The organism is Arcobacter caeni (assembly GCF_003063245.1).
GTDB classification, from domain to species: Bacteria; Campylobacterota; Campylobacteria; order Campylobacterales; family Arcobacteraceae; genus Aliarcobacter; species Aliarcobacter caeni.
The window spans coordinates 1-13,041 of the sequence record NZ_MUXE01000009.1; the positions used below are offsets into that span (position 1 = coordinate 1).

Consider the following 13,041-nt stretch of genomic DNA (forward strand, 5'->3'; position numbering starts at 1 on the left):
GCTCCACCGATACTTTTACCAGCTTTTATATCACGAGCAAATTGCTCTACATCTATTTCTATCTTCATCTTTGTGTCCTTTGGTATTGTTTATTTTACCTGTTTGACACAAAATTTTGAACGATCCCATATATACCGAAATAGTCTAGTTTTTTCGGTATATTGTCTTAATATATTGAATTATATTCCTTTTTTCAACATATCAAAAAGTTCTAAATTTATAAAATATTTACTTCTTCCAATTTTTATAGGTTTTAAAATTCCTATATTTTCAAGTTCTTTTAAATATTTAGATGCTGTATCTCTATGAAGATTTAATTTCTCAATTAAAAACTCTATTTTTGTATAAGGGTGCATAAAAAGTATTTCTACTAAATCTTTACTGTAAATTTTTGGCAATTCTTGCGATATTTTATCTTGAGTTTTTATCATCAAATGACTAATATTATTAATAAGCTCAATGGTTTCAAGTGAAGTTTTTTCAACTGCATCAAGCATATATAAAATCCACTCTTCCCATTTATCTTGTGTTCGCACTTCTTGCAAAAGTTTATAATAATCAGCTTTATGAGTGATGATATATCTACTTAAATATAAAACTGGAATATCAAGCAAATCTTTTAAAATCAAATACAAAATATTTATAATTCTTCCCGTTCGTCCATTTCCATCATAAAATGGATGAATTGATTCAAACTGATGATGAATGATTGCCATATTTACAAGTGGGTCAATATCATTTGGTTCATTAATATAATTTTCAAGATTTGTCAAAAGCTCTTGAATAGTTTCATAATCTTGTGGCGGAGTATAAATCACTTTACCAGTCAAAGCATTTTTTAGATTTGTTCCTGCTTGTTTTCTCACACCTGCATCATTTTGTTCTAAAACACCTTGAATTTCTACAATATGTTTTTTAAGAAGTAGTTTTGTATCTTTTACAAGTGCAAAACCTCTTAAAAGTGCCTCTTTATAATTTTGAACTTCTTTTGCTTCATTTGTTACACTTTCAATATCAAGGTTTGCACGATAAAGTTCATCGTGAGTTGTAATAATATTTTCAATAGCTGAACTATCTTTTGCCTCTTGAAGAACTAAAGAGTTTATCAAAATGGCACTATTTGGAATAATACGAGCCACACCATTTAGGTTTGCCAAAGCCCTATTTGCCGATATTGCTTTTTTTAGGACTTTTTGGGTTTCAATTTGTTGTGGTAGAGATAAGGATTTTAGATTAAATGGATTCATTTTCAATCTCTGAATCTAAGTACTTTATCTATCTTATTGATTATTGATAAAGATTGATGGAAATAGTCATTATTTTTCTCAATTTCAATTGTTTTCAACAGAAGGTGTTTTATCTTTTTTAGATAATAATTGATTTCATCATGAAATTCTTCATCTCTTTCTTTGATATGCAATCTTTCTATAAATCTTGAATAACGATGAAATAAATGCCGAAGTTCGTCAAAATATTTATGTTCCATGCACAAGTGAATCAATTCATTCAATTGCATTTCTATTTCCATGTATAAATGCCTATTCTCCTCAAATCTACCATGAACAAATAAATTTCTTCTGTGTAATTCATATTCAGATAATTCTTTTCTTGCTCTAGTCATTTTCTTTTCTTCAAGTTCTCTTATTTTACGAACTTCATCAATAAATATTTTATCAATAGATTGTTTTGGATATTCTTGCTGATAATATTCTAAAAATCTATCCGCAGTATATATATGAAAATCAACTTCTGCTTCATCATAAATTTCTTTTTTTAATTGTGGTAATGGCATAATTCGTTTTCCATCTTTTTCAAGCCACCAATCTTCTTTGACATCTCCTGATATAAAAATTATAGGTTTTTTAGTAACTTTTGCTTTCTCTATAATTTGTTTCCAAAGGATTAAATCTCCATATTTCTTATCATCATCTTTTTTTGCATCTTTAAATCCAGGTGGAATCTTTTTAGAATATCTTATTTCTCCATCTTTTTTTATTTCTATAAGTTTTTTATCATCAAAGCATTCACCAACACAAGAGTTAAATAAGTTATTTATTTTTTCTAGAATATCATCTTTATCTAATAACTTTGGATGAGATTGCTTTTTCTTACTAATATCTTTAATAACAGATTCAAGTCCTTTGTCAATGTTACCTTTTAACTCTTCCCAATCTAAAAAAGGATGATTTTTATAGTCTTTATCAATACTATCTTTTGTAGTTTTTAATATATCTAAAATTGCATCATAAGACTTTTCATAATTTGAAATAACCGTTATTCTATTTTCATAAAACTCAAAACCTACTTGATTGGGAATCCAAAGCTTATTTTTAATTTTAAGCTCACTTAAAACTTCAAAATATTTATCTACTGTATCACGCCGATATCGATACATATTTAACAATGTGTTTGTATCAAACACAAAAATGCATTCATTCCAAAGTTTTTTGAATTCATTTTCTGAGTACTGGTGATATTCTCTAAAAGTTTTTTTCATATATTATTTCCTTATATTTAATTTTCCTTGTTCTTACTGTGCATATCATACAACTCTTTTCTATCTTCACCACTCAAAATCTTCATTTGACTAATAACAATTTTATTAACTTTTTAATTCTTTGGCTTTTGAAAAATCTTTCACTTTAAAATTAAGATCATAAAAATTTTCCACTTATTCTTACTCTTTTTTACTTTCTATCATCTTAATCCAAAAACATCCCGTTCAATCTCACTTTTCAATTCTTCCTCCGTTGGCAAATAAAGCTGATATTTTGATACAAAAAGATTATCTTTACTATTTATATGTGAGTATTTTACGATGATTTCATCTTTGTCTGTGCATAAGATTATTCCTATAGTTGGATTATCACTTTCATTTTTTTCTAAATCATCGTACATATTTACATACATATCAATCTGCCCAATATCTTGATGGGTTAGTTTTCCTATTTTCAAATCCACAAGTACAAAACATTTTAAAAGGTAGTTATAAAAAACTAAATCAATATAAAAATCACTTATTTGTGTTTTGATTCTTTTTTGTCGTGACACAAATGCAAAACGACGACCTAATTCTAATAAAAATTCTTGTATTTTTTCTAGTAAGGCACTTTCAAGTTCATTTTCTCTGAATGATTTATTATCTTTTAAATCTAAAAATTCCAATACATAAGGGTCTTTGATAATATCTTTTGCTGTAAGTTGTAGATTTTTTGTATTTTCTTTTGCTTCTTGAATAACTGATTGTTTTTCCTGACTTGATATAAGTCTTTCATAATAAAGCGAATTTATTTGTCTCTCTAATGCTCTTACACTCCAGTTTGAAGTGATTGTTTCTTGAATATAATAATCTTTTGCTTTTTCGTTTTCAATTTTCAAAATAAGTAAATAATGACTCCAACTCAATTTGGCAAACACTGTCTGCCAAATTGGAAAACAGTTATATAACTGTCTCATATTCCTTATATTTCTTACACTAAACCCACTACCAAAATCAACCGTTAGCTGTTTTAATAATTCACTTATAAGTTTTGAACCATATTTTGCTTTTGTTTCTCAATTTTGTTCAACTTCGACTATCTTTTTACCTATATTCCAGTAGGCTTCCACCATTATAAAATTTACGGATTTATAAGCATTGTCTCTTGCTGTTTGTAAAATAGATTTAATATCATGATAAAAAACAATAAATAATAATTATTTTTTCTTCTCAACTATAACACCAACAAATAAAATATTTAGCAATAATGAACAATTATTTTAGCAATGAATAAGAAGATTAAATTTAAAAAAAACTCTACAATTTCCAAATAAAATTAAAATCTACAAAAGGCAAAAATTAGATGGCAAAGATAAAAAAAGTACTTATAGCAAATAGAGGGGAAATAGCTCTTAGAATCATTAGAGCATGTAAAGAGTTAGAAATCGGAAGCGTTGCTATATTCTCAGAAGTTGATGTTGAGGGTATTTGGGTTAGAAAAGCTGACGAATGTTATCCAATTATGGGTGATTTAATTCAAGCTTACCTTGATTATGACAGAATTATCTCTATTGCTAAAAAATCTGATTGTGATGCTATTCATCCAGGTTATGGATTTTTAAGTGAAAATGCAGATTTTGCAAAAGCTTGTGAAGATAATGGACTAATTTTTATTGGTCCAAAACCTGAACATATTGAACTTTTTGGTGATAAAATGGCTTCAAAAGTTGCCATGAAAAAAGTTGGTGTTCCAGTTCTTGAGGGAACTGATGAGCCTGTTAAAGATATTCAAGAAGGTGAAAAAATAGCAAGAGAAATCGGTTTCCCTGTTATCATCAAAGCTGCATTTGGTGGTGGTGGAAGAGGAATGAGAATTGTAAAACTTGAAAAAGATTTCAAAGATATGTATGAAAGTGCGACAAATGAATCTATGAAATATTTCGGTAGGGATGAAGTTTTCATTGAAAAATATGTTGAAAATCCAAGACATATTGAAATCCAAATTATTGCTGATAAATACGGAAATGTTCTTCATTTAGGTGAAAGAGATTGTTCTATTCAAAGAAGACATCAAAAAGTTATTGAAATTGCTCCAAGTCCAAGATTAAATAACGAAACTAGAAAAGAGCTTTATAGAATTGCCACAAAAGCTATGTTTAAATTAGGATACGAAAGTGTTGGAACTGTTGAGTTTTTAGTTGATGAACAAGATAATATTTATTTTATTGAAATGAATACAAGAGTTCAAGTTGAACATCCAGTTACTGAAACAATCACAGGTGTTGATATTATTCAAAGAATGATTGAAATTGCTGAGGGTGATAAACTTCAATTTTTACAAGAAGAAGTTCATTTTAGAGGTTATGCAATTGAGTTCAGAATCAATGCAGAAAATCCACAAAAAAACTTTATGCCAGGAACTGGGACAGTTATCAAATACTTAACTCCAGGAGGTCCAGGAGTAAGAATTGATACAAGTATTTATACTGGATATAAAGTTCCTTCAAACTATGATTCTATGATTGGAAAACTAATTGTTTGGGCATTAGACTGGGAAGGTGCTGTTAAAAAAGCAAAAAGAGCTTTAGATGAGTTTTATATTGAGGGATTCCCTACAAATATTCCATTACACAGAGAAATTGTAAGAGATGAAGATTTTATTAATGGAACTTTTAATACAAGTTACTTAGATAAAAAAATGGAAATATTTACACTTCATAGTGAAGATAATATAAAAAAAGAAGAAGACAAAATAGCAAACATTATGAAACTAATGGAAACTATTAACAAAAACAACCTAAAAGTAAAACATTAAGAATCTCTTTTGAGATTCTTAATAACTACATAGCAAGAATTAATCAAAACAATGTAACAATCTTTTTATGAAAGATTTAAAATATACGATTATCAAATTAATAATAAGTTTCATTGTATTGGTTATTGCATTTATATTTTTTGAAGAAAAACCTGCTCTTAATGGTATTAATTTTGACATAAATAGAAGAGACAATTCACCAAGTATTCCCTCTCAACTTCAATGGAGTGAACCATTTAAAGGTATTGAAAATGTGCCTCCAAAACCAAGAGAAAATAAATAAAATTTAGACTTTTTTTAAAGCTAAAAATATTCCAAAAAGAATAATAAAAGTTGAAATACCAAGCTCAAAGCTAAACTTTTCATTAAGTATAATCACACTTAAAAAGATAGCCAAAATAGGAACAATAAGTTGCAAAATACTAGCTGTTGTTATTTTGATTTTTGGAAGAACTTCATACCATATCAAATAACCCAATCCTGAAGTAAGCGAACCTGAAAGAACTGCTAAAAAAGAAGTATATAAATCAAACTTAAATTCATTTATAAAAAATATCATAAATATTATTGTAAAGATTGTTGCTTTAAAAAAATTGTCAGTTGTATTTAATAAAGCATTTGTTGAAGATTTTCCAATAACACTATAAATAGCCCAAGCAATACCTGAAATAACCATCAAAAATGTATGAAAAAGTGAAATAGAAAAATCTTCTTTTGGATAAAGCAAATATGCCAATCCACAAAAAGCTACTAAAACTCCTAATAATTTATTAAGTGTAAGTTTTTCTTTATAAAAAAGTGCAATTAAAATCATACTTATTTGAACAACCGCAAAAAGTATAAGTGTTCCAATACCAGCAAACATATTTATATATGAATATGAAAAACAAATTGCATATAAAAAAAGCATAAAAGAACTCAGCCAGTTCTTTTTGAAACTAAATTTTAGATTTTTATTTTTAAAAAAATAGATACATAAAAGTAAAACTGCACCTGATAATATTCGGAAAAATGTAAAAGAAAAGGCATCTATATTTTGAGTAGAAATTGCCATTTTACATAAAATAGAATTTGTTGCTAGAAAAAGTAATGCTATAAATATTAGAATGAAGAGTTTAATATCTATAAAAATATTACTCTTCATCTTTTTATATTTTTGCTATTAATTTGTGAACAATTTTGTGAACTATTGGTGCCACAACCACAATAATTGGAAATGCACAAGTAAAAGCAATCAGCCAAGCTCTTATCCAACTAGATAAAAAAATATCAACAAACCCTAAATTTATAAATGTAATTATAAAACTCATTATAAAACTCATAAACAATGCCATAAAAAAAGCAAAAACTATTCTTTCATATTTTCTATTTATCATATTTATTACTATTAACCTTTTTGAATCATTTGATTTTTTTCTTATTCAAGATGAACAAGAAAGTTTTATATTAGCAAAATTCATAGGAGTTTGTCTAGCATATCTTTCAAAATCTGGATGTTCATCATAAGGATTTTGAGCGATTTTTAATAAATCATTTACTAAAGAATAATTACCATCATGGGCTTTTTCGATAGCTTCTTGAAGAATATAATTTTTTAATATATATTTTGGATTTACTTTTTTCATAACTTCAAATCTTGATTCAAAAGTTGTTTCTTGTTCATCACAAACTTTTTTATAAGATTCAAACCATTGTTTAAGTGGCTCTTGAAAAACTGCAATATCAAGAATTGAGCTTAAATCCTCAAAAGATTTAAGATGAGTTAATCTATAAAAGAAAACATTGTAATCCATTTTTGCATTTTCCAAACTTCCAAGTAACTCTAAAATTAAATTAAGATTTGAGTTTCCACTTTTTGAAGCATCCAAGCCCAATCTTTTATTCATCATATCTAAATATATCTTTTCATGTTGTGGCAAAAATGCTTTCATATAAGATTCTAATTTACTCTCATCACAAATTAGTTTTAGAGTTGGAATCAATGCAAATAAATTCCATCTAGCAACATAAGGTTGGTTATTATAAGAGTATCTTCCCTCTGCATCTGTGTGATTACAAATAGAATTTTTCTCAAAATAATCCATAAAAGCATAAGGACCATAATCAATAGTAAGACCTGCCATTGAAAAATTATCAGTATTCATAACTCCATGTTGAAAACCATAAACTTGCCAAAGTGCTAAAAGTTCAGCTGTTTTATCAGTCAAAGAATAAAACATTTTTTCATATTTATTCTCTTCATTTTCCAAGTGTGGATACGACTGTTTTATCACATAATCTGCTAGTTGAGAGATTGTCTCTTTATCTCTACTTCTGGCAAAATACTCAAAAGTTCCAACTCTAATCCAAGATGGTGACATTCGCAAAACTATGGCACATGATTCTTCTTCCCAATCTCTATGAGCAAAAGAATCTGAATCAATAATTCCTAAAGCTCTAGTAGTTGGAATTCCCAAACCAAACATAGCTTCACTCATAAGATATTCACGAATAGATGAACGCAAAACCGCTCTTCCATCACCCTGTCGTGAATATCGAGTAAGTCCAGAACCTTTTGTTTGTAAATACCAATTATTTACACTTCCTAAATTTATAGCTCGCCCATCACCAAGTTGTGGAACAAAATATCCAAATTGATGCCCAGCATAAGCCATAGCAAAAGGAGTTGAACCTTCTAAAATCTTACTTCCATTTATAAAATCCACAAAATCTTGTGTTTTACACTCTTCATAATCAAGATTTATTAAATCACAAGCAAGTGGGTTAAATGATACAAGTTTAGGATTTTTAAGTGGTGTGGGATTTATTTTGTTATAATACTTTTCATCAAACTCGAAATAATCAACTTCAAGTTTTAATTTGTTTAATTTCATAATTTTTCTCTTTTGATAAATATTTGTTTGTATATATGTAAGAAGCTTACCAAAAGGGAACATAAAAGAGGATGAATTTAGTCTTGTTTAGATATCTTTACAGAATTTACCTTTTTTATTTTTTTTGATATTGTAATCTATCTCTTTTATATAATTCCGAGCTTCAAATAACTCTTTTTTATGATATTCACTTTCTTCCCAAATATCTATGGCTTTTTGCATATACTCTTTTGCTTTTATACACTCTTTTAAATCTTTATATACTAAAGAAATATTACTATAACATGTAGCTAAAGAAAAATGTTTTTTTCCTAATGTTAGTTCAGAAATTTCTAAATCTTTTATTTGATATTCTAAAGCTTTTTTAAAATTTTTCATATCTCGATAAATTAGTGAGATATTATTATAACAAATAGCTAAAGATGGATGATTATCACTTAATATTTCTTTTAAAATTTCTAAATCTTTTATTTGATATTCCAAAGCTTTTCTAAAATCTTTCATATCTCGAAAAATCATTGAAATATTATTATAACAAGTAGCTAAAGATGGGTGTTTTTTATCTAATAAATCTTCAGATAATTTCAATGCCTTTTTTTGATATTCCAATGCCTTTTCAAGATTTTCTTTCCCTTTCATAGCTAAATAAATTAGTGAAATATTATTATAAGAAGTAGCTAAATTGGGATGTTCTTTTTCTAATAATTCTTCAAATAACTCCAATGCTTTTTTTTGATAATCTAATGCATTAACTAATTGTCCTTTGTATTTATAAATTAAAGAAATACTAGAATAAGATACAGCTAATAAATGATGCTTATTTTCTAATTTCTCTTCTCTTATTTTTAAAGATTTTTCTGAATATTCAAAAGCTTTTGTTAATTCTCCAATACTTAGATAAATAGAAGCTGTTGTACCATAACTTAATGCCAAATCAAGATGTTTATTCTCTAATTTCTCTTCTTTTATTTTTAAAGATTTTTCTGAATATTCAAAAGCTTTTTGATAATTTCCTATTACTTGATAAACTATTGCCAATAAGTTATAACTTATTGCTCCTTCTAAACTATTATCACCATAATTATTTATTCTAAATTCCAATGCCTTTTTTTGATAATCTAATGATTTTTCATATTGTGCAAAAGAATAAAACAAATGTGTTATTGAATCAAGAAGTCCACATATAAAATCATCTTCTTTTTCTTTAAATATCTCTAAAAAAGACTCAATTATAGAAATATATCCATTTAATCTGTTTGCAATCAAAGTTGAGTCATCAGGATTTATATATTTTGAAATATTTTCAAAAATAAAAGTAACCTTTTCATACTCAATTTTGTATTCACTTAATATAAATGTTTTAATAATCTGATGAAGTTTATATGAGTCTTCTTTGTTTGTTAGCCAACCTCTTTCAACTAATTTTTGAAGATTTACTCTTAATTTTTCTAATCCAATTGATTTTTGTAAAATCTCAAAACTTATCTCAATAGATGGGAATATTGCTAAGATTTGTAATAGTTCTTTTAGTTCGTCTTTTGATTCACTTGTAAACTGTTTATCAAAGGTATTTTGTAAATGTTCTTGAAAAGTTTTATCATCTTTTGAATCAATTTTTGAGATAGTGTTGTTTTTGATATTTTCTCTTAGTTCATCTAATGTTATATATTTTTTATCAAGTGATTTAGCAGTTAAGGTTATAAATAAAGGATGATTATCTAAATAAACTAAAATATCTTCAATATTTGCATCTTCATTAAAAATACTTAAAAATAACTCTTTTGCATCACTTGGATTTAATGTATCAAGATTTAATTGGTTTTGTTTATCTATATCTTTTCTTGTAGTTATTAATAAATCGAAATTTGTATTTAAAACTTTTACTTTTTCAAAGTCTTCAATATTTTCTAAATTATCTAAAAGTAAAAGATTTCTTTGGGGAAGTCTTTGTAATCGAATGATTACAGAATCTAAAGTTACATCATTTTCTAAACCAAATTCATTTTTAAATTTTCTGATAAAAACCTCTTCAATTGAAGAGTCATCTTTTGTAAACTCAACAAAAGCAATATTTTTATATTTGTGTGCATTTTCGTGTAAATACTTATATGATAACTCACTTTTACCAACTCCACCTATTCCATTTACTATGCAAATCAAACTATTTTGAGTTAGTCGTTTTTTTATCTCTTCTAACTCATCTTTTCTTCCAATAAAATCTTTATTTATACTTGGAAGAGTTGTAAGTTGTTTGAACTCTTGTTTAGTTTGCGTTGGAATTTTTTCTTCTATTTTATTTTCATTGTTTGTTAAAGTTGGAGCTAATGATTTTATTTTATCTATTAAATCTTGTCCATGATTTTCGTATTCTATTACTTTGATATTTTTATTTAAAGTATTTGGCTTTGAACCTTGTTTACATAAAACATAATGTTCATGGCTATTTCCACCAAAAATATCTATTGTTCTATTTAATTGCTTTACTACAAACTCATCATCTAAACTAAAGCCAATAAATAGAAGAGATTTTGTATTTATAGTTGTTCGTAAAGTTTCCAATGCACTTTTATATCTGCTGTTTGTAGAATCTGTTGTGTAAAGTTCATTATATTTTTGTGAAGTTAAAATAGTATTATTAACATTATCAATGTGTCCATGTAAATGCCAAATAGTGGATTGAGATATGCCATCTCTTAACGATGTAGCTTGTTCGTGAATTGCTTCAATATCCCAAATTTTTTTATTTGTATCAGAACAAGCGTGATAAAGTACTTTGTCATAATTAGTAGTGATAATAAGTTTACAATTAAGTTCCCAAATAGTTTTTGCAAGTTCTAAAGTTGTTTCATCAATCGAAGATAAATCAACATCAAAAGTCTCTTTTAATTGCTTATTAAAATCGTCTGTTGTTAACTCTTTTTCAATCATATCTGCAATTTGAAGATAATCAATATCTTTTGATTTTAAAAAAAATTCTATTCCATTTCTTTTATTTTCATCATTTACTTTTTGATTTAATATTTCTAATAATTCTTTCCAATTAACAAAAATATTTTTACCATCTTTATCTTTTACATCTTTAGAAACACCAGCACCCACAAAAGGAATAACTTTCTTTTCTCTAATTAATCTTTTTAATTCTTCTTCCAAATTTAACCAACCAATATATTTTTTACATTTTAGCTAAATTACTAATTAATAACCAAAGTTTAGTTATTACTAGCTACTGACTTAAATCATCTATTTGATATAATACAAAAACATTAATTAAAAGGTTTTCCTATATCAAAAAATAATATCTTAGAGAGTGCTTATAATTTACCAATTAAAGATAGAATCAAGTTAATTGGAGCTTTTTAGAAAGTCATAACTCTTTTAATAATAGTTCTATAGAAAAAGTTTGGATAGATGAAGTTACAAAAGAGCTGAAAAGCTTCCCCATTATGATACTTTATCTTATGAAGAATTTTCTAACTAAATACTAATAAACAGCTAATATTACACAAACCAAATCAGAACATAAGCCATAATATTGTATACAATAAATTGCAACACAAGACAAAGGGAATAATTATATGACTACAAATTTACAATCTATCAAACCAGATAGACCTAATATTATAACTACAAAAGTTGATGGTATAAGTTTTTACCGAAAAATGGATACAGAATCAGTTGTTAGGCAAATGATTGCAGGGAAATCTGTGATTGTTGAAGAATATTATAGTAATGGATTACAAGTTTTAGCTGAATTAAAAAAGAATCTTTCAGAAAAATACAAAGATAAAAGTTTTCAAGGACAAAGAGCTTATCGAACTGCGTTTAGAGAAGCTTCACACAGATTATTTATTAAAGTAATTGACAATAAACTAGCTGTTAAAAAAGCTCCGGATATTGGTTGGTTAAAATTATTATATCCAGAAGTTTCAGAATTTTATATCACTTATCCAGAAGTGCAAGGATTAAATAGTTCATGGCAATGGCATGAAAAAGGTCTTGAAATTAAAACTTTAAATTTATCTATTCATCCTTATTATGGAACTTATTTTCCAACAAGATTTGATCATTTAAAACTGTTTGATAAATGGTTAAAAAAATATGATGGACCTAAAGATAATGCCATTGATATTGGTGTGGGAAGTGGGATTTTAACATATCAATTAATCCAAAATGGTTTTGAAAATATTTATGCAACTGACACTAATAAAAATGCGATTATTGGTGTTTATCAAGAAAGTAGAAAATTAGATTTTCAAAAGAAAATAACTCTAAATCACTGTGATTTATTTGGAGATTTCGATAGAAAAGTAGATGTAATTGTTTTTAATCCTCCTTGGTTATTGGCAAAACACAATCTAGAAGAGGGAATTGATAAAGCGATGTATTATGAAGAAGACCTATTTGCAAGGTTTTTTGAAGAAGCAAAAAAATATCTAAAAGAAGATGGAAAATTAGTTTTAATATTCTCAAATCTTGCTCAAGAAGTTGATAATCAAAGCACTCATCCAATAATTGAAGAACTACAAAAAAACAATAGATTTAGAAAAGATTTACACTTAAGACGAGAAGTAAGAGCATCATCAAGAAGAACTCAACGAACAGATTCAAGAGAAACTGAAAAAGTTGAATTATGGGTTTTAGCTCATAAAAATGTAAAGAGTTAAATACTCTTTACATTTTCTTCTATACTATTGTATGAATAAGTTTTTATTTCATTATTTTCAACGATATATGAAACTTCTATTGGCTTTTTACAGAATTTACAATTATCAATTTTTGTTTGAAATCCAAAATTTTTATACTCTAAAAAAATAGAAATAGCTTGTAAACAATAGGGACATTGAATATATATTTCTTTCATTTTTATCCTTTAA

11 protein-coding genes and 1 pseudogene are annotated in these 13,041 nt (G+C 26.5%); 3 read left to right on the plus strand and 9 right to left on the minus strand.

What is annotated here, in order from left to right; genetic code table 11:
• Nucleotides 1-179: 179 nt before the first annotated feature.
• The 4 genes and pseudogenes from B0174_RS07080 to B0174_RS12445 all read right to left on the minus strand — a co-directional run.
• The gene (locus B0174_RS07080; RefSeq protein ID WP_108559112.1) at nt 180-1,247 is read right to left on the minus strand and encodes a Fic family protein; all 1,068 of its coding nucleotides are present in this window, start codon (nt 1,245-1,247) and stop codon (nt 180-182) included.
• A 2-nt stretch (nt 1,248-1,249) separates the two neighbouring features.
• On the minus strand, nt 1,250-2,497 hold the full coding sequence (locus B0174_RS07085; RefSeq protein ID WP_108559114.1) for a PIN-like domain-containing protein: 1,248 nt from the start codon (nt 2,495-2,497) through the stop codon (nt 1,250-1,252).
• Nucleotides 2,498-2,697: 200 nt separating this feature from the next.
• A complete protein-coding gene (locus B0174_RS07090; RefSeq protein ID WP_228156433.1) occupies nt 2,698-3,291 on the minus strand; it encodes a PDDEXK nuclease domain-containing protein in 594 nt (197 codons plus the stop codon).
• Nucleotides 3,280-3,687 (minus strand): annotated as a pseudogene (locus B0174_RS12445) (DUF1016 N-terminal domain-containing protein); the annotation flags it as partial. The pseudogene B0174_RS12445 and the gene B0174_RS07090, both read right to left, overlap by 12 nt.
• A 155-nt stretch (nt 3,688-3,842) precedes the next feature.
• Here B0174_RS12445 and B0174_RS07095 point away from each other — a divergent pair.
• The gene (locus tag B0174_RS07095) at nt 3,843-5,294 is read left to right on the plus strand and encodes an acetyl-CoA carboxylase biotin carboxylase subunit (RefSeq protein WP_108559116.1); all 1,452 of its coding nucleotides are present in this window, start codon (nt 3,843-3,845) and stop codon (nt 5,292-5,294) included.
• Between the two features lie 67 nt (nt 5,295-5,361).
• A complete protein-coding gene (locus B0174_RS07100) occupies nt 5,362-5,577 on the plus strand; it encodes a hypothetical protein (protein ID WP_108559118.1) in 216 nt (71 codons plus the stop codon).
• Nucleotides 5,578-5,580: 3 nt separating this feature from the next.
• Here the strand turns inward: B0174_RS07100 and B0174_RS07105 are convergent, their stop codons facing one another.
• From B0174_RS07105 to B0174_RS07120, 4 genes are all read right to left on the minus strand, one after another.
• The gene (locus tag B0174_RS07105) at nt 5,581-6,438 is read right to left on the minus strand and encodes a DMT family transporter (protein ID WP_108559119.1); all 858 of its coding nucleotides are present in this window, start codon (nt 6,436-6,438) and stop codon (nt 5,581-5,583) included.
• A 4-nt stretch (nt 6,439-6,442) separates the two neighbouring features.
• A complete protein-coding gene (locus tag B0174_RS07110) occupies nt 6,443-6,670 on the minus strand; it encodes a DUF2798 domain-containing protein (protein ID WP_108559121.1) in 228 nt (75 codons plus the stop codon).
• 45 nt (nt 6,671-6,715) lie between these two features.
• The gene (locus B0174_RS07115; protein ID WP_108559123.1) at nt 6,716-8,167 is read right to left on the minus strand and encodes a protein adenylyltransferase SelO; all 1,452 of its coding nucleotides are present in this window, start codon (nt 8,165-8,167) and stop codon (nt 6,716-6,718) included.
• A gap of 87 nt (nt 8,168-8,254) precedes the next feature.
• The gene (locus tag B0174_RS07120) at nt 8,255-11,317 is read right to left on the minus strand and encodes a tetratricopeptide repeat protein (protein ID WP_108559125.1); all 3,063 of its coding nucleotides are present in this window, start codon (nt 11,315-11,317) and stop codon (nt 8,255-8,257) included.
• Between the two features lie 425 nt (nt 11,318-11,742).
• On the opposite strand from B0174_RS07120, the gene B0174_RS07125 reads away from it, so the two are divergent.
• Nucleotides 11,743-12,831, plus strand: coding sequence for a methyltransferase (locus B0174_RS07125; protein ID WP_108559127.1), 1,089 nt, complete (start codon nt 11,743-11,745; stop codon nt 12,829-12,831).
• Here B0174_RS07125 and B0174_RS07130 read toward each other — a convergent pair.
• Nucleotides 12,828-13,028 carry a CPXCG motif-containing cysteine-rich protein gene (locus tag B0174_RS07130; protein ID WP_108559129.1) on the minus strand — a complete coding sequence of 67 codons (201 nt, stop codon included), beginning with the start codon at nt 13,026-13,028 and terminating at the stop codon, nt 12,828-12,830. The two genes, B0174_RS07125 and B0174_RS07130, sit on opposite strands and share 4 nt — an antisense overlap.
• Nucleotides 13,029-13,041 lie beyond the last annotated feature (13 nt).

Coding starts and splice junctions, on each gene's coding strand:
- B0174_RS07080 (WP_108559112.1), bottom strand. CDS start 1,247: ATGAATCCATTTAATCTAAAATCCTTATCTCTACCACAACAAATTGAA.
- B0174_RS07085 (WP_108559114.1), bottom strand. CDS start 2,497: ATGAAAAAAACTTTTAGAGAATATCACCAGTACTCAGAAAATGAATTC.
- B0174_RS07095 (WP_108559116.1), top strand. CDS start 3,843: ATGGCAAAGATAAAAAAAGTACTTATAGCAAATAGAGGGGAAATAGCT.
- B0174_RS07100 (WP_108559118.1), top strand. CDS start 5,362: ATGAAAGATTTAAAATATACGATTATCAAATTAATAATAAGTTTCATT.
- B0174_RS07105 (WP_108559119.1), bottom strand. CDS start 6,438: ATGAAGAGTAATATTTTTATAGATATTAAACTCTTCATTCTAATATTT.
- B0174_RS07110 (WP_108559121.1), bottom strand. CDS start 6,670: ATGATAAATAGAAAATATGAAAGAATAGTTTTTGCTTTTTTTATGGCA.
- B0174_RS07115 (WP_108559123.1), bottom strand. CDS start 8,167: ATGAAATTAAACAAATTAAAACTTGAAGTTGATTATTTCGAGTTTGAT.
- B0174_RS07125 (WP_108559127.1), top strand. CDS start 11,743: ATGACTACAAATTTACAATCTATCAAACCAGATAGACCTAATATTATA.
- B0174_RS07130 (WP_108559129.1), bottom strand. CDS start 13,028: ATGAAAGAAATATATATTCAATGTCCCTATTGTTTACAAGCTATTTCT.